Source organism: Bremerella sp. TYQ1 (genome assembly GCF_020150455.1).
Classification (GTDB): Bacteria; Planctomycetota; Planctomycetia; order Pirellulales; family Pirellulaceae; genus Bremerella; species Bremerella volcania_A.
The window spans coordinates 2,059,241-2,076,616 of the sequence record NZ_CP083740.1; the positions used below are offsets into that span (position 1 = coordinate 2,059,241).

Annotated in this window: 15 protein-coding genes; 6 read left to right on the forward strand and 9 right to left on the reverse strand. The window is 54.6% G+C overall.

Features of this window, described 5'->3' with window-relative positions; translation table 11 throughout:
- Nucleotides 1–174 precede the first annotated feature (174 nt).
- Nucleotides 175–402 (forward strand): carbon storage regulator, encoded by a 228-nt coding sequence (locus LA756_RS07755; RefSeq protein WP_224439299.1) that lies wholly within the window; start codon nucleotides 175–177, stop codon nucleotides 400–402.
- 68 nt (nucleotides 403–470) lie between these two features.
- On the opposite strand, the gene LA756_RS07760 is transcribed toward LA756_RS07755, so the two are convergent.
- Complete coding sequence (locus LA756_RS07760; RefSeq protein WP_224439300.1) at nucleotides 471–1,622, reverse strand: DegT/DnrJ/EryC1/StrS aminotransferase family protein; 1,152 nt, start codon at nucleotides 1,620–1,622, stop codon at nucleotides 471–473.
- Nucleotides 1,623–1,780: 158 nt separating this feature from the next.
- Here LA756_RS07760 and LA756_RS07765 point away from each other — a divergent pair, with 158 nt between their 5' ends.
- Nucleotides 1,781–3,886 (forward strand): triacylglycerol lipase, encoded by a 2,106-nt coding sequence (locus LA756_RS07765; RefSeq protein WP_224439301.1) that lies wholly within the window; start codon nucleotides 1,781–1,783, stop codon nucleotides 3,884–3,886.
- Nucleotides 3,887–3,914: 28 nt separating this feature from the next.
- Here LA756_RS07765 and LA756_RS27235 read toward each other — a convergent pair whose 3' ends face one another.
- From LA756_RS27235 to eno, 4 genes are all read right to left on the reverse strand, one after another.
- On the reverse strand, nucleotides 3,915–4,289 hold the full coding sequence (locus LA756_RS27235; RefSeq protein ID WP_315858346.1) for a carbon storage regulator: 375 nt from the start codon (nucleotides 4,287–4,289) through the stop codon (nucleotides 3,915–3,917).
- Between the two features lie 547 nt (nucleotides 4,290–4,836).
- Nucleotides 4,837–5,421 carry a hypothetical protein gene (locus tag LA756_RS07775; protein WP_224439302.1) on the reverse strand — a complete coding sequence of 195 codons (585 nt, stop codon included), beginning with the start codon at nucleotides 5,419–5,421 and terminating at the stop codon, nucleotides 4,837–4,839.
- A gap of 7 nt (nucleotides 5,422–5,428) precedes the next feature.
- Complete coding sequence (locus LA756_RS07780; protein ID WP_224439303.1) at nucleotides 5,429–5,785, reverse strand: hypothetical protein; 357 nt, start codon at nucleotides 5,783–5,785, stop codon at nucleotides 5,429–5,431.
- Nucleotides 5,786–5,885: 100 nt separating this feature from the next.
- On the reverse strand, nucleotides 5,886–7,169 hold the full coding sequence (gene eno, locus LA756_RS07785; RefSeq protein ID WP_224439304.1) for a phosphopyruvate hydratase: 1,284 nt from the start codon (nucleotides 7,167–7,169) through the stop codon (nucleotides 5,886–5,888).
- Nucleotides 7,170–7,430: 261 nt separating this feature from the next.
- On the opposite strand from eno, the gene LA756_RS07790 reads away from it, so the two are divergent.
- Nucleotides 7,431–8,021 carry a riboflavin synthase gene (locus LA756_RS07790; RefSeq protein ID WP_224439305.1) on the forward strand — a complete coding sequence of 197 codons (591 nt, stop codon included), beginning with the start codon at nucleotides 7,431–7,433 and terminating at the stop codon, nucleotides 8,019–8,021.
- A 137-nt stretch (nucleotides 8,022–8,158) separates the two neighbouring features.
- Nucleotides 8,159–9,070 (forward strand): 16S rRNA (adenine(1518)-N(6)/adenine(1519)-N(6))-dimethyltransferase RsmA, encoded by a 912-nt coding sequence (gene rsmA / locus LA756_RS07795; RefSeq protein ID WP_224439306.1) that lies wholly within the window; start codon nucleotides 8,159–8,161, stop codon nucleotides 9,068–9,070.
- A gap of 101 nt (nucleotides 9,071–9,171) precedes the next feature.
- Here rsmA and LA756_RS07800 read toward each other — a convergent pair whose 3' ends face one another.
- Both LA756_RS07800 and LA756_RS07805 read right to left on the reverse strand, forming a co-directional pair.
- On the reverse strand, nucleotides 9,172–10,047 hold the full coding sequence (locus tag LA756_RS07800; protein WP_224439307.1) for an endonuclease/exonuclease/phosphatase family protein: 876 nt from the start codon (nucleotides 10,045–10,047) through the stop codon (nucleotides 9,172–9,174).
- A 53-nt stretch (nucleotides 10,048–10,100) separates the two neighbouring features.
- Complete coding sequence (locus LA756_RS07805) at nucleotides 10,101–11,681, reverse strand: alkaline phosphatase (RefSeq protein ID WP_224439308.1); 1,581 nt, start codon at nucleotides 11,679–11,681, stop codon at nucleotides 10,101–10,103.
- A 323-nt stretch (nucleotides 11,682–12,004) separates the two neighbouring features.
- On the opposite strand from LA756_RS07805, the gene LA756_RS07810 reads away from it, so the two are divergent.
- On the forward strand, nucleotides 12,005–12,232 hold the full coding sequence (locus LA756_RS07810; RefSeq protein WP_224439309.1) for a hypothetical protein: 228 nt from the start codon (nucleotides 12,005–12,007) through the stop codon (nucleotides 12,230–12,232).
- Nucleotides 12,233–12,409: 177 nt separating this feature from the next.
- Complete coding sequence (locus LA756_RS07815; protein ID WP_224439310.1) at nucleotides 12,410–15,763, forward strand: aminotransferase class I/II-fold pyridoxal phosphate-dependent enzyme; 3,354 nt, start codon at nucleotides 12,410–12,412, stop codon at nucleotides 15,761–15,763.
- A 20-nt stretch (nucleotides 15,764–15,783) separates the two neighbouring features.
- Here the strand turns inward: LA756_RS07815 and LA756_RS07820 are convergent, their stop codons facing one another.
- A complete protein-coding gene (locus LA756_RS07820; protein WP_224439311.1) occupies nucleotides 15,784–16,206 on the reverse strand; it encodes a DUF4198 domain-containing protein in 423 nt (140 codons plus the stop codon).
- Nucleotides 16,207–16,323: 117 nt separating this feature from the next.
- The gene (locus LA756_RS07825) at nucleotides 16,324–17,328 is read right to left on the reverse strand and encodes a DUF1559 domain-containing protein (RefSeq protein WP_224439312.1); all 1,005 of its coding nucleotides are present in this window, start codon (nucleotides 17,326–17,328) and stop codon (nucleotides 16,324–16,326) included.
- Between the last annotated feature and the right edge of the window lie 48 nt (nucleotides 17,329–17,376).

Consider the following 17,376-nt stretch of genomic DNA (forward strand, 5'->3'; position numbering starts at 1 on the left):
TTAGTGACTTACGAAAAAGTGTGCAATACACCCGACACTTTTGTTGGCATTCGGCCCTTGAGTTGCACTAAGGGCGAGCAGGAGAGGGCACTCGACGCACGGGGCGACGAGACCTCACCAAGGCCCAAATCGGTCAAGACGATCCAAATCAATCCGCCAAGGAGGAGTGAGGTCATGTTAGTTCTGAGTCGTAAAGTTGGTGATTCCATCAAGATCGGTGACAACATCGAGATCGTGGTCAATCGTATCTCCGGTAACCGCGTCACGATTGGTGTCGATGCACCGAAAGACGTCCGCATTTTGCGTGGCGAGGTGGAACTCGAACTCGATGACGATGCCGTGCTCGCTCTGAGTAGCCTGATGGGCTCCACTCAAGTTGATTACAGCCACTCGGCAAGCTAAGCCTAATTCCCCACGCCGCCACACAACCACACTGTTGCCAACAGTAACTGCGGCGTTGGGGGACCATGTCAACTTTTGTCGGGCTTGCTTTCATTACGATGAAGCCGCTCGAGGCCTCTTGATATCCAATTTCTGATCCAATCGGTAGCGTCGTGATTCTGTAAAATAGGGTGATGCAGAATTACGGTTCTCAGTCTGGCGTCGTCAGCATGAGTTAGCTTGCCGTTTTTTCGGGCTTGGGACGTTGGCCGTTTAGTAAAACCATGAAATCCGCTCGCCAGCGGAAGTTGTTGATGTTCGCTATGCCCGGTCAGCCACTGGGCCGTGTGAAAATCAGACGCAAGCCATCCATGCTTGTAAAATGCTGGTTCGGCTTCCGTCGGTATCTCTACCGGGGTAAGAACGTCATTCAAATGGCTCATGCGTTCGCGTAGCCGGCGTACGTTTTCCCATCGTATCTTTGTTGTCTCAGGCAACTGCTTTAGCTGTGGTATCAACACGGCCGCTTGCAACTCGCTAAGTGGAAATGCGTGATTGCCACGTTCGCAGAATATCTTTGCGCGCTGACACACATCGGCCCGATTGGTGAGGATCGCTCCTCCGCGCCCCGCTGTTAGCAGTTTGCTCCCCCCGAAGCTGAGCACTCCCACATCGCCAAATGTTCCCAGCTTCTTACCCTTAAAGCTCCCTCCAGTTGCCTGACAAGCATCTTCTACCACGGCGATTCCACGTCGATGAGCCATTTCGCAAATGGACGGCATATTGGCGATGCCTCCATGTAGGTGCGAAACGACCACGGCCGACGTCTTCTCTGTGATAGCATCTTCAATTGCTTCCGCTTCCAAGCACCATGTACGCGGATTGATGTCGACCAAAACGGGAAATTGTCCTGAATCTTGGATCGCTCGGAAATTGCCGGGGAAGTCGTAGGCGGCCAGAATCACCTCGGAATCTGGCGGCAAGTTCAAACCTCGCAGGGCGATTTGCACCGCGATCGTTCCTGATGCACACGTCAAAACGGATCGAACGTCGTGAAACGTGGCGAGATCAGATTCAAGCTGTTCGACATTCGGCCCGTGATAGCGTCCCCAGCTACCGTCTTGGTATGCCTTCAGCAATGCTTCGCGAATCGCCTCGTCTTCGGCGGGAGGCCACACATTCCATTGCGGATCAAAGGGGGGTAATTCGCTTAGATCCATAATGGTTTTCTCCCAGGCCATTCCGCTCCAGCGGGTGGTTTTTCCAGCTATCTCACATTGACGTACTTTTGTCGATCTTTGTATTGTCTTCCGGCCTCTTGCCATGTCCAGCGTGGGATATGGCTTCTTGGCGCGATCGCCCCTGGAGTTTTCAACCACACGAATCGAGTTCGCGTTCCATGATCCGTTCCCAAAACTGCATCATGCCAGCTCGCGTTGCGGCACTTGTGCGCGCAAAACGATGTTGCTCGAGCGTACTTCTTATCGTGCTTCTTGTTTCCACCGGGTGTGCCACGCAAAAGTGGGCAAACGTCCGCAAGACATCTTCCAATCCGCTGGAAGGTCCACTGAAATTGATGTCGTACGGTGGCCCTCAAGTTACCGATCGCACCCGCCAATCGCTGCGAGTTCTCGACCTCGAGAAGTATGCCGACGGCAGCTATGAAGAAGGCCTGGCCGAGCTGGCCAAAGTGATCGAAAGTGAACCGACGGCGGACAACTTGTATACGTTTGCCGAGCTTTCCTACATTGCGGCCGAACGCGCCGAGAACCTGGGAAAGAAGGCAACCGCACTCGAACTATACGCCGGCAGTGTTTCGCACGCCTACTACTTCTTGTTTGAATGCAAGGATGGAGTCAGCGCCGACGGCTACGATCCACGTTTTCGCCAGGCATGTGATATCTACAACAAGTCGCTTGAGGGTTCGCTGCGGCTGGTCAAAGCACAAGGTCGCCTGAAACAAGGCGAAACCTATCGCATCAAAACCCCCAACCATGTGTTCCATGTCTCGCTCGATACCGTGGGCCGCTGGAAAGACACGCAGTTCCAAGACTTCAAGTTTACGTCCGACTATGAAGTGGAAGGGCTCAAGAATCAGCATCGCCAATATGGTTTAGGCGTTCCGCTGATTGCCGAGTGCAAGGACAATCCGCCGAAGGCTCCAGGGGCGAACTACTTCCCGCCGAATCTTACGTTCGCGCTTACTGCATTTTTGCAGGTCGAGCATACGCCGCAAATCGATCCGGAAACGAAGAAGAGCATTCACTACTGTAAGATCCTGCTCTACGATCCGTTGGAACAGCCTGAGATTGAAATCCACGGCAAGAAGATTCCTTTCGAAGCCGACATCAGCACGCCGCTGGCCTATTTGCTCGACTCGAGTACCGTCTCGCAAACTTACCTGGCGACGCTGGGGATGCTTACGCCAGGCGAGCAACAAGAGAAACGCGGCATTTACATGCTCGAGCCATACGATCCGAAGAAGATTCCTGTGATGATGGTTCACGGCTTGTGGTCCAGTCCGATGACATGGCTGGAAATGTTCAACGATCTGCGAGCCCAGCCCGAGATCCGCGACAACTACCAGTTTTGGTTCTATCTCTATCCGACCGGTCAGCCATTCTGGATTTCCTCCGCACAGTTCCGCTCTGACTTGAATGCCATGCGAGCAGAACTCGATCCGCATCATACGGCACTAGCACTCGATCAAATGGTGCTTGTCGGTCACAGCATGGGCGGTCTCGTTTCTCGGATGCAAACCATTGAAAGCCAAAACGATTTCTGGCACTTGGTATCGGATCGGTCGCCGAGCGAGCTACAAGGTAGCCCGGAAGACACGCAAGCATTGAAAGAGTTACTTTTCTTCGAGCCCAATACATCGGTTCGTCGCGTCATTACGATGGGGACACCACATCGCGGAAGTGACTTTGCAAACTCGACAACACGCTGGCTCGGCAAGAATTTGATCGTGCTTCCCAGCTTTGTGACCGGCAGCAGCAATCGCCTGGTGAAAGCAAACCCGGGCTTCTTCCGCAATCGAGAGCTGCTAGAGATCAGTACCAGCGTCGACTCGCTCGCGCCAGACTCTCCGGTGTTGCCTGAGATTTTAGACGCACCGAAGGCACCATGGGTGAAGTATCACACGGTGATCGGGGTGGTCGATCAAGAGACGTGGCTAGGCTATTTCTCAGGGCGTAGCGACGGGATCGTGAAGTACGAAAGTGCTCGGTTAGACGAAGCGGTTTCCGAAAAGATCGTCACCGCGGATCACAATACCGTGCATCGCAATCCGCAAAGCGTATTAGAAGTGCGACGCATCTTGAGGGAGCACGTTCAGCAGTTGCGGCAGGAATATTACAGCTCTCTTCAACAGCCGGACATTGAACCGTTTACCAGTTCTCAAATCATGCCGGCCAGTCATCTGGCCCCAGTCGAGCGGATGCCTTCGCAGCCATCCAACTCCTTAAGGCCAAGCATCTATACGACTCCCCCGTCGCCAAACTGAGCGTAAGCAGGGGAGTCGTCTCTTCCAACTAACCCACCGAGTTTGCAGCCCGGGCAGCTAGGAAATCTCGCATGCTGGCGGCACGTGGCGACTCGTTGCGGTGCCCTTCAGAGGCTTCTGGCTTCACGCGAAACGAGAGGACGCGATAGTCTTCTTTGGCTTGAGCGGAAGAACCAACCGTTGCCGACTCAATTTGATCGATTCGAGCAGTCGTTGCTTTAGGCTCAGGTTCTTCGGCAGGAGCAGGCTCTTCTTCAGGTTCCAGTTCCGCACGAACAATCTTGACGTCGTTCGGGGCTTCGATACCGATGCGAACCGTGTTTCCCTTCACCTTCAAGATGGTGACAGTCACGCCTTCGCCGATTTGGATTTGCTGCTGCTGCTTACGAGTCAGAACTAACATGGCTTTACACTCCGTTGCAAAAAAGGGGGAAATCCTTAAGTGGTTGTTTCAGTGCCTCAGAGCATTTGCAAAGAGGATGCCAAACCACAAATAAAACTTGCCAAAACGACTTAAATGCTTCATTTGGCTGGTTTTAGTGTAATCTTGTCCACTTCCCCGGCTGCCAAGTAGTGTACAAATTTCCAATGGAATGGCAAGCATAATTGTCGAAATGACAATTTGACAGGGAAAGAATCGCCAAAGTCAGCGTTATCGAAACAGAAACCGTGGATGGAACGGAACCACAACGGACGCCTGAGATAACTCCGTTGGATGCAGCCCGACCAAAGAGAGAAGCCGGGGCAAAAAAATGCCCAGCCACATGACCAAGGGCAGCGTGCCGCTCGAAAAGCGACTCAGGTCATATGGCCGGGCTGGGGCTTGGTATTGAGCGTTCTTATTCGTAGGACACTTATTAGTGTCGGGAACCGCCCCCCAATTGCAATCCGAATTCTACCCTGTTTGCAGCTACGAGAATAACCTTAACAGGCCCTCAGCGAAAAAATCTTCAAAATCCTGGGGCCAATACTGCGGATATTGGGGGCGTTATCTCCCCAGCTTGTTCTCCGCGAGGATCGAAGAACTGGTAAGAAATGACCCGCCACTGCCCGTCAGGATCTTGCTGGAATGTCAACACCATGAATGTCGCGAAGTCGCCATTGAACGCGTCGTTGTCGCGGATATGCCCTGTCATCTTCACATTCAGCTTGGCGACCCCAATGATCGGTGTACTGCCAGGCATGATCGACACCTCCAGATTGCGCTTCAATTTGACGCTTTCGATCTGAACGTATCCCATTTGCCGCTGGGCTTCCGCTTTCAGTTGCGGTGCGTCGTCGGAAATGTGCTCTTTCACCCCCTCGGCGTCGTTCGCCTCCAGGGCTTCGGCGATTTCGTAGATCACTCCTTCGATCCGCTCGCCGTCGGTCACAATAACGTATTCCAAAGCCAGCATCAGCCCACAAAGGGCGATCCAGCCCATCAATAAGTACAGAAAGAGCTGCTTGCCGGTCTGTAGCATCGTGCCGGCAAGAATGGCACCGCCGATCACGGCGATGATGATAATAGGTAACGACTGTTCGAAGATCCACATACGTATGTCACTCAGATGTTGACGTCTCGGCCGGAGGGTTGTCGGTCGCACGGAATCGCACGTACCACAAACGTATCCAACCAATGGCTACTAAGCTGCCCAGCACGGCAATCAGGTAATTCCAGCCGATCAGGGTATCTCCGGGAGTTGAAACATCGAGCGATTCGGCATCGATATCGATTGCTTCGCCCGGCTGCTGGGAGATTTGACGAGCTTGGTGCTGCCGTTCGATGTTGGCCTGACGAATGTCAAGCTTTCCACGAAACACAACCAATAAAATCAAAGCTACCGTGGCAAACAGGTAAAGCCAAAACCACGGAGAGTCAGAGATCGGCTCGCGCTGTCCAATTGCAGGGTTGCTCATGCCCTAAGTCTAACTTACCCGAACAATTTGGGCGAAAGAAAAACAAGGGGCCACGATGGGCCCCTTGCGCTGGTTCGGAATTGCATCGACGACGAGGTGATTAACCGCGACGCTTCAGCAAAGCTGGGCCACCGTACAGGGCCAAGTCGCCCAGTTCTGCTTCGATTCGCAGAAGCTGGTTGTACTTTGCCATACGATCGCTACGCGAAGCGGAACCGGTCTTGATCTGGCCGGTACCCAAAGCAACGGCGAGATCCGCGATGAACGAGTCTTCCGTTTCACCGCTACGGTGGCTGGCGATGCTGGTGTAATCGTTGGCGTGAGCCAATTGGATTGCGTTGATCGTTTCAGTCAGCGAGCCAATCTGGTTGACTTTGATCAAGATGCTGTTGGCGATGTCTTCGTCGATACCGCGCTGCAGACGCTCGGTGTTAGTGACGAATAAGTCGTCGCCGACCAGCTGGACTTTGTCGCCGATCTTGTCGGTCAGCATCTTCCAGCCTTCCCAGTCGTCTTCATCGCAGCCATCTTCGATCGAAACGATCGGGTATTTGTCGGCCCAAGCAGCGAGGAAGTCGACCATGCCGGCGGAATCAATTTCCTTGCCGTCGATGGTGTAGGTCTTCTTTTCCTTGTTGTACAGTTCGCTGGAAGCGACGTCCAAAGCGATGAAGACCTGTTCGCCGGCTTTGTAACCAGCAGCTTCGATCGATTCCATGATCAGGTCCAACGCTTCGATGTTGCTACCCAGATCCGGAGCGAAACCACCTTCGTCACCAACAGCCGTGTTGAGGCCTTTGCCTTTGAGGACCTTCTTCAAGCTATGAAACACTTCCACGCCGCAGCGAAGGGCATCGCCGAACTTGTCGAAACCAAGTGGGAAGACCATGAATTCCTGAACGTCGACGTTGTTGTCGGCGTGCGAACCACCGTTGACGATGTTCATCATCGGAGCCGGCAGCGTACGAGCACCGACACCACCCAGGTAACGGTACAGCGGCAAACCGGAAGCAGCGGCGGCAGCTTTAGCAACAGCCAGCGAAACACCGAGGATCGCGTTGGCGCCCAACTTGGCTTTGTTTGGCGTACCGTCCAGTTCGATCATCAACTCGTCGATGTGCGTCTGGCTGGTCGCGTCTTCACCGATCAAAGCGTCGGCGATGACGTCGTTGATGTTTTCAACTGCCTTGGTGACACCTTTGCCCAGGTAAACGTCTTTGTCGCCATCGCGAAGTTCCAAAGCTTCGTGAACACCAGTCGAGGCACCACTAGGAACCGCAGCGCGGCCAACGACGCCATTGTCCAGAATCACTTCAACTTCCACCGTCGGATTACCGCGGCTGTCCAGAATTTGAAGTCCGCGAACGTCGACAATCATGCTCATGGTTTTGGCTCGTCTTCTTGCTAAGTTAAAAATGGGGAGTGCGTATTTCCGAAACTTGAGCGCCGAAAACATTCGGCTCCGGTGATCGTTTCACCTTGGTAGTTCAAGCGGATAATTAAAATTCGCCGTTATTTTGACCCATCTTAGGGCCACTTGCCAAGGATGGGACGGGTCGTTGTGGGGAAATTTCCCTACCGTTAAATTCGTGAGTAGTCATCAACACGCTTCCAGATGCCCACTTCAGGGCGGCCTGAGGAAACCATGTTTACCGGTCTCGTAGAAACGCAAGGTAAAGTCGTCGCCCTTAAACCCGAGGGACCGGGGGTTCGACTTTCATTAGAGAACGAATTGATCGCTAACGGAGCTTCCATCGGAGACAGCATTGCCGTGAACGGGTGCTGCTTGACGGTTGTTTCCATCGCTGAAAATGTTGTCGATTTTGAGGCGGGCGAAGAAACGTTAAAGAGAACCAATCTTGGCCAACTTGAAAATGGCAGCGTTGTGAACCTGGAACGTTCGCTCCAACTGGGCGACCGACTCGGCGGCCATCTCGTCACCGGGCACATCGATACGACCGCAACGCTTGCCGAGCGAAACGACGACGGCGAGTGGTGTACTATGTGGTTTGAAGTCCCTAAAGAGTATGCTCGGCAGATGGCCAGCAAAGGGAGCGTCGCCATTGACGGTATCAGTCTGACGCTTGTCGATGTGACCGATACCCAGTTCAGCGTGGCATTGATTCCTCATACCCTCGACGCAACGACGCTCGGCGGTCGAAAACAGGGCGACACCGTTAATATAGAAACCGACTTGCTGGCCAAATACGTTCAGCGCCAACTCGAAACGAAGTGAGACGATCCATCACCAAACGCCACTGGCTTTGCCAATACACGTGGCCATGAACCGGTCGTTAATCGCCGTGATATCGTCGGCGGCACTTCGCTTGATTTACTTTCCGTACTTTCATTCCTAAAAAATCGAATTCCCGCATGCCTGAATTTCGCAATCAAACCATCTCGTACCTGACGAGCAAATTCCGCGAAATCGGGATCCGCCCGGTCTCGAAGCATGGGCAGAACTTCCTGATCGACATGAACTTGCTCGACTTGCTTGTTCGTGCCGCCGACATTCAAAAAGATGACGTCATTCTAGAAATCGGGACAGGAACCGGAACGCTTTCAACACGCATGGCTGCCCAAGCGGGGCATCTTGTCACCGTGGAAATCGACCCCCACATGGCGACATTCGCAACCGAAGAGTTGGACGAATTCGAGAACGTTACCCTACTTCACTACGACGCGCTTCGGAACAAAAACAACTTCCGGCCTGAGATGCTCGAGACCATCCAAGAAAAGATGGCCGAGATCGGCACCGATCATTTCAAGCTCGCGGCGAACTTGCCGTACAACGTGGCGACCCCGATCATCTCGAACTTGCTGCGAACCGAAATCACGCCGCAAAGTATGACAGTAACTATCCAAAAGGAACTCGCCGAACGGATCATCGCTCCGCCAGGCACGAAAGATTACAGCGCGTTGTCGGTCTGGATCCAAGCCCAGTGCCGCTGCGAATTGGTCCGCATCTTACCGCCGAGTGTCTTTTGGCCGGCCCCAAAAGTTCACTCCGCCATTTTGCACATTGAAGTTCAACCCGAACGCCGCGCGGCGATTCCAGACTTGGAATTCTTCCACGAGTTCAACCGAGCTCTTTTCTTCCACCGCCGCAAGTTCCTTCGCAGCGTGCTGCAAAGTGCGTTCAAAGGAAGACTCGACAAAGCGGAAGTAGACCAGGTAATCGAGCAGGGGGGACTCAACCCAAGTGCTCGAGCCGAGAACTTTACCGTCGACGAAATTCTCGCGATGTCCGAACTGTTTCGTGTGAAGCTGAAAGAGAAGAACTAGCCTCAGCGAGTCGACGCATCCAAGCACGGAAAACGAAGTTTGCTACCGTTATCTGTGCCTGTTTTCCTTCTGCCTCGGTCCGCTCTGCGGCAAAAAACCGTTTATCGATCCAGCGTCGCCGTGATCGGCAAATGGTCCGATGGTGTACGGCCATCTCGGTGGATGGGCAGGATGTTGGCATTAACGATTTTCCAACCCTTGGTCGCGCCGATCCAGTCGATTCGATTGCCATTGGTGTTCTTCACGTCGAAGCCTGAGAATGTTCCTTCTCCCTCTTTCGCTTCGGGAACGAACGTTCGATACGTGTCGACGACTGGGGAATCGTCGCCGAACAATGCTACGTACGGCTTCGAGCCTTCGCCGGCGTTGAAGTCGCCGGTGACGATGACATCGGTATCCGCGAACTGACCGACTTTATTGCGAATCATCTTTGCGGCTTGGAACCGGGCCTCGGGGCCTCGATGATCGAAGTGCGTGTTGATAAATACAATCGGCTTCGCATCGGCTGTCTTCTTATCCTTCAATTTCACCCAGCTGGCCATCCGCGGCAGGCTGCTGTCCCAGCTTTTGCTGCCAGGCACCTCAGGCGTTTCGCTCAGCCAGAAGTGCCCTGCATCCAGTTTTTCAAAACGATCTTTCCGATAAAAGATCGCACACATTTCTCCCTTTTCCCTACCATCTTCCCGCGACGCCGCATGCACCCCGTAGCCGGGCAGATGCTCGGCCAGAAAATCACGCTGAAAACCAAGACATTCCTGCGTACCAAGCAAATCAGGATTTACCTCGACGACCGTATCCGCGAGGAACTCTTTCCGCTTGTCCCAATGGTTCTCACCATCTTTCGCACTGCCATACCGAATGTTGAACGACATCACCTGCACGGCATCCTCCGTCGGCTGCTTGGTTTCCGCACCAAACAAAGTCGAAACCGTCATTCCAGCCATCAAGGCCACAGCACAAAGTAGGAAAGTTCGCATGGTTTATTGTTGTTGGAAGTAAATCTCAGGGGGGGAGAAATTAACGAAACACGCTACGCTGGCTTCGCTCCGGGGTCGCCCGATTCAACGACGAACGAGGCCCGCGTCACTTTCGGCGTTCCTGGCTTATCGACGTATTCGACGACCTGGTAATCGCTTCGCCATTCGGTCGGCGTGACGGTGCAGCTGACGTAACCACGTTCGGCGTTGAAGAACTTCACGTAAGGGTTCTCGCTGGTGAGCACCTTGGCCAGATCTTCAGCCTGACTTCCGTTGCCGCCAGAGGAAATCGACGTGCAGACAAACTCGGTACCCATGGTCGGGTCCTTTTCGTCCTCGAAATTGACCTTCAAGTCGTTCACCCAATTTTTATGGATATCGCCGGTCAAAACCACTGGGTTAGGCACTTTGCGGTCTCGCATGAATCGCAACAAACGATCGCGTGAATGGGTATACCCAGGCCACTGATCCATGCTGAACTTCGCTTCGTCCCCTTCGGCACGGTCGGCCGGAGCCATCATCACTTGTTGGCCGAGCACGTTCCAATTGCTCTGCGAAGCAATTAAGTCACGCATCAACCAATGTTCCTGCTTGTCGCCCAACAGCGTGTTCTTGCTGCTGCGTGCGTCGTCGTTAAGTGGCTTCAAACCGTCGCCGTTAGGCTGATCGGTGCGGTATTGCCGCGTGTCGAGCATCTCGAAGTTGGCCAAACGTCCAAACGGAATGCGGCGATAAAGCTGCATGTGTGGCCCGCGAGGCATGCTGCGGCGACGCAGCGGCATCATTTCGTAATAGGCCTGATACGCGTTGGCACGTCGCAACAGAAAGTCTTCTCGGTTGACGTTCTTCTGTTCGGAAATGTCGTTGGCGCAGTTATTGTCGAACTCGTGATCGTCCCACACGACCAGCCAAGGACACATCGCATGCGCCGCCTGCAGGTGCTCGTCGCTGCGGTACAACGCGTGCCGATTGCGATAGTCGTTCAGCGACTCGATCTCTTCGCCGATATGCTGACGCAGAGCTTCCTTCTTGCCGCGATATTCGTAGATATAGTCCCCCAAGTGCAGCACCATGTCCAAGTCTTCCTGGGCCATGTGCTCATACGCGGTGAACAACCCATGCTCGTAATGCTGACACGAAGCGAAAGCGAAACGCAGCTTTTCGGCCATCGTATCGAGTGGTGGCGTCGTTCGGGCTCGGCCGACAGGGCTGATCGCGTCGCCACATTGGAAGCGGTAGAAGTACCATCGATCGGCCGGCAGGCCGGTCACTTCCACATGAACGCTATGCCCCAGCTGCGGCGTGGCAAGCGTTTTGCCGCTGTGGGCGATCTTGTTGAACGATTCGTCTTCGGCCAGTTCCCACGTCACCTCGAAGGTTTCGCTCGGCATTCCGCCGCCCCCCAGCGGTTCCGGTGCCAATCGCGTCCACAGGACGAAACCATCTGGCTGAGGATCGCCCGAAGCGACACCCAACGTGAATGGATCTTTGGAGAACGAAGCGTTGGCCTTCGCGGCTCCTTGAACGCATTGGCCCAACCAAGGCAAAAGAGCCAGCGAACCAGCCCCTAAAACGAACTGGCGGCGATCGGCGAGGAAGGTATCCGCGGCAGACTGAAACGAACGAAGCGTCACTGGGGGGGACTCCAAGGCAAATTTGTTGCTAGGGAAAGGGGATGCTGTAACCTATCGCGATCGCGCTAGCAAGCAACCAGGATGACCGATCCCGCAAGCCATCTCAACACGATCTTCACAATGTGCGCCCCTTCTTCCAGGTGCTTTTCCCCCATTAAAACTAACCCAACCGATACAACCACCCACCCATTAGAAAGGGTTTTCGCTGGCAAAACTGCTGGCGCGATACTCCCCCTAAGCTCGGTTTACGTTATCATGAGAACTTGGCCGGAATCTGGCCTGAAAATGTCTTAAGCTCGTTCATAGCCGAAAGTTTGCAAGCCATGCAGTTCATCGAAATGACAGGCAAAGAGTTGATGGATGCCTTGCACGATGACGAATTGACCGCCGATGACTTAGAGAAGTCCCATATCACCGAGACTTCCATTGTCCGTATCAATCGCCAAGGAGACATCGAAGTCCGCCGTCCCGAAGGGTGGGATGTCGTGGGTGGACTGATCGGCGAATACGAAGGCCGCATCATGAAAAGTAGCGGCCGTACTTGGGCTTAAGTGAAATCGCAGCTTTCCGCTCGATCCATGGCATGCACCTAACCGAAATTCAATCTCGTCCAATTCCTGCAAGCGTGACGCCAACGCGTCGGCGGCCCTTTCGTGTGTGACGGCCCAAGGCCCCCTCGAAACGATGCCGGCCTATTGTGAATTGTCCCACTGGAGACTGAAAAGCTCGTGACTCCTGAGATGCTCAACTCGTTTACTCCGCCTTCCACCAGTATTGTCGACCGATTGCGACATCGCGCCGAGCATCTGGGGTCTCAGGTCGCATTCACCTTCCTTGTCGATGGGGAAGATGAAGAGATCAAGCTCACCTACGAGCATCTCGACATGCGCTGTCAGGCTATTGCCGCCGAGCTTCAAGCCCGCGGCATGGAAGGGGAACGCGCGCTGCTGCTATTTCCTCCGGGATTGGATTTCATCGCAGCGTTCTTTGGTTGCCTCTATGCCGGCGTAGTTGCCGTGCCGGCCTATCCGCCACGGCGTAACCGTAACATGGTTCGTATTCAGGCCATCGCCGACGACGCCCAAGCCAAAGTTGCGTTGACCATCTCGGACGTCTACGACCGCATGGTCCCGATGTTCGAGGAAACGCCTGGCCTGAAAACGATCGAATGGATCCGTACCGATCGCGTTGAAGACACCCAATCGCAAGACTGGAAACAGCCTGGCATCACCGCCGAAACGCTCGCGTTTCTCCAATACACCTCCGGTTCAACCGGAACGCCGAAGGGGGTGATGCTCTCGCACGGCAACATGATGCACAACTCGGCCCTCATTTCGTACGCGTTCGAGCACACGCGCAGCGTCCGGGCCTGTTTCTGGCTGCCAATGTATCACGACATGGGGCTGATCGGCGGTGTCCTTCAGCCGATGCAGATCGGCCAGCCGAACGTACTGATGTCGCCCATGGCGTTCCTGCAGCAGCCCTATCGCTGGCTCCGCGCGATCTCGAAGTATCAGTGCAATATCAGCGGTGGTCCAAACTTCGCTTATGAACTGTGTGTGCAGAAGATCACGCCGGAACAACGTGAGAAACTCGACTTAAGCAGCTGGGAACTCGCCTTCAACGGGGCCGAACCGGTCAAACCGGAAACGCTCGACCGGTTCGCGAAAACATTCGAGCCATGCGGTTTCCGCCGCGAAGCGTTCTATCCTTGCTACGGCATGGCAGAAGCGACGCTGATTATCTCTGGCGGTATGAAGAAAAGCCCACCGGTCATTCAGGCCGTCGATGGCTATTCCCTCGATCAACACCAAGTGGTCGACGCCGATCCCGATGACGACGGTGCGCGGCTGATTGTCGGTTGCGGCAATACGCTGCCCGACCAGCGAATTTTGATCGTCGAACCTGAAACGTTCACCAAGCGACAAGCGGATGAAGTAGGCGAAGTTTGGGTCCAAGGGCCAAGCATCGCCAAAGGGTATTGGCGCAACGAAGAGGCGACCGAAAACATCTTCAACGCCTACACGTCCGACACCAACGAAGGTCCTTTCCTGCGAACCGGCGACCTCGGTTTCATGCAGGCCAATGGCGAGTTGTTCATCACCGGCCGCCTGAAGGACATGATCATTGTCCGTGGCGTCAATCGTTATCCGCAAGATATCGAGAACACCGTCAACCAGTGCCACGACTTGATGGAAGGGATGACCGCCGCTGCGGTGATGGCCGAAGTGGCCGACAAAGAACGCCTGATCGTCGTTGCAGAAGCCCCTCGGGCCAAACGCAAAGAACTGACCGACATCATCGCCGCGATCCGCCGCGAAGTCGCCATCGAGCATGAAGTTTCTGTCGATGGCGTCGCGTTGATTCGTCGCGGTTCGATCCCCAAAACTTCCAGCGGCAAAATCCAGCGACATGCCTGCCGCGAACACTTCCTGACGCACACGCTGCCGGTCCTCGAACGCTGGGTGGCGTGGGACGAAGTGCAAGTCTCTGAAGAAATCCAACGCGTCAAACTGCGTCGTGCCCAACTTGAAGCGGCCCGAGCCGATGCCGAAGGTTTGGCCGTTTCCGATCCCCTGGTTCGCCAACGCACCGTGCAGATGGTGATCGACAAGATTCGCGAAATCGCCAAGGATCGCGGTCGCACGATCGAGCCTGAAACCGACATCCTGGAGTTGGATCTCGATTCGCTCGAACGAATGGAGATCATTGCGTCGATCGAAGATCATTACGGGGCTCGCTTCCCTGACGACATTCTGCCGTCCATGCGAACCGTCGCTCAGGTCGCCGACTGCATCGAGATTTATCTCGCGACCGATGAAATGCTGCCTGCCCCCGCCGGCGAAATTCCGCAAGAGATGTTCGGCTTCTCGGCATTGCCTGAGTATCGCCAGGTACGTCAAATCTCGGATCAGCTAAGCGATCTTGGCCTGCCGAATCCTTACTTCCAAGTGCTCGATGGACCGACGTCCGCTACGGCGATTGTCGACGGCAAAGAGGTCATCAACTTTGCTGGGTACAACTACCTCGGCCTGGCTGAAAACGCCGACGTGAAGCAAGCCGCCATCGACGCGATTGAAACGCTTGGCGTTTCGACAAGCGGCAGCCGTTTGATTTCCGGCGAACGCGAACTGCACCGCGAATTGGAAGGCGAGTTGGCCAAGTTTATCGGCGTGCAAAGTTCCATGCTGATGTCTGGCGGTCACGCGGCTAACGAAACCACGATCGGCCACTTGCTGCGGACCGGCGACTTGATCCTGCACGATTCGATGGCCCACAGCAGCATCATCACTGGGGCCAATCTTAGTGGAGCTCGCCGGCGTCCTTATCCGCACAACGACTGGCGCGAGCTGGACGAAATTCTGCACGACATCCGCAAAGATTACCGCCGCGTGTTGATCGTTGCCGAAGGTATCTACGGCATGGAAGGAGACCTCTGCCCGTTGCCGCAGTTGGTCGAGATCCGCAACCGCCACAAGACCTGGCTGATGGTCAACGAAGCCCATTCACTGGGAACCGTCGGCAAGACCGGCCGAGGCGTTCAGGAACACTTCGGCATCGATCCAAGTCAGGTCGACATTTGGATCGGCACACTCAGCAAAGCCCTCGGTTCCGCCGGTGGTTATGTGGCCGGCAGCCGCGAGTTGATCGATTACCTGAAGCATACCGCTTCCGGCTTTGTCTACAGCGCCGGTCTTTCCCCTCCGGCAACCGCCGCGGCTTTGGCAGCACTGCGACAGTTAGAGCAAAACCCTGGCTGGATCGATAAGCTTCAGCAAAACGCCGATCTGGTTCGAGAGTTGGCAAAGAAGGCCGGCCTGAACACCGGCAGCAGCGAGAAGTCGCCGATCGTGCCAATCATCGTCGGCGATTCGATGATGACGATGATCCTCGCTCAGAAGCTGTTGGCTGACGGCGTGAACGCTCGTCCGTTGACCTACCCCGCGGTCGAAGAATCGGCGGCCCGGCTGCGACTATTCGTCAACGCCCATCACACCAAAGACCAAATCCGCCAGACCATCAACAAACTGGCTGCACTCTGGTCGAAGCTCCAACGAGAAAACCACGCGAGCGCCAGCTAAGACGCTCGCGTGCTGGGCTTCTATTTCGATTCGAGCTCGAAGGTAAACTCGCTGCCCCATTTATCGACGGTACGCGTCAGCTCGGAATTGACGTTGTACCGCTTAGGAACGCGTTCCTTCTTAAGCGGCGACATCTCCCCATTCGGCCCTGCAGGGTGTGGGGCTTGGAACGTAGATATCTTCACAGTGTGATCGCCAACAAGCGCTCCGGTACGTGTGCCCGAGTAACGCAGTTCAAAGCGACCATCTTGATCAGTTTTGCCGACTGAATGTCGACCTGCCGATTGAGGTGAAAACGTCACCTCTGCATCTGATAGCGGGGCACCATCTAATAATACTTGGCCTTCCACATCTGCAATCGGTGGTCCGTCTTGCGAGCAGCCGACCAACAAGCCAAGCATCAGAATCAGCCCGATTTCTATCTTCCAGTTACCACTAGCCATATTGAATATCCTCGAGGATTTAGCACTCGTAATCATGAATGAACACTTCATTCAACCAACCAAGACCGCGACGTTTACGGCGCGGTCTTCAGTGTGACAACGTTCGCAGCAAGAGAGCTACGGAAGATTGACGACGTTACCATCGTTGATGCTAAGAAGCTTGTGGTAAGTCGCTGTGTAAGTGCCAGGGTTCATGCCATCAGTGACCGATGGAAGATGAGCATTGTAGTACGGGGATGGCCAATAAAATTCGATATGCTCGCTGATGAAGTGAGTCGATCCATCACCGAACATAAAGTGAGCACCGCCTGGGTGATGACTTCCAAAGCCATGATGCGAAGTGTCCCACCATGTGTCGCCGGAAGGATCGTAATTGTTGATCGGTACGGCTCCCGATCGCATCACGGCATACGTACGTCGATAGTCCGAGTCGGCCGTGCCTGTGCCGGTACCGCATGTATCGCCGAACGTAAACCATTTACCGGTAATCAAACCACCGTAGTAATGCTGGGTATTACGAATCGTGTTACCGCTTGAGTAGCTTCCGATTCGCCAGAAAACTTCCCCAACGACAGCAGAGTTCGATAGACCGTCTGTAAAGTCGCGAAACTTGCGTTCGCTGTTGTGGAAGAACGCTCCCTCGTCAGCACCGTTACATCCACTGGGGATATAGACATTGCAGCCAGCAGTGGCGAGATAGCTCGTCGTGGCCTGATTGGCCAGGGATGGATCGTCGTTAATCTCTGGCGCCAAGTCGCTGGGACACAATGCAATTGGAATCGTGCTTCGAATCGCATTCGCATTACTACTGTCGTCTGGCGACTGATTGAAATTGATCTGATCGTGAATATTCCCTTGCTCGATGAAGGGCAAAAGTAATGTCGACCAGGACCAGCCACCACGGGCATGAGCCATCGCGCCGGACGGCATCGAGCCATGGACGTCGTGATAATTGTGCAGGGCAATGCCAAACTGCTTCAAATGGTTCTTACACTGCATCCGACGAGCCGCTTCGCGCGCCTGTTGAACGGCCGGCAGCAGCAAAGCAATCAACACACCAATAATGGCAATCACAACCAGAAGTTCGACCAGGGTGAACCCAGTCTTAGAGCGGGGCTTCATAGAGTCACCTTACGGCAGGAAGGGGGATGAAACTGAGGACAAGAGAAT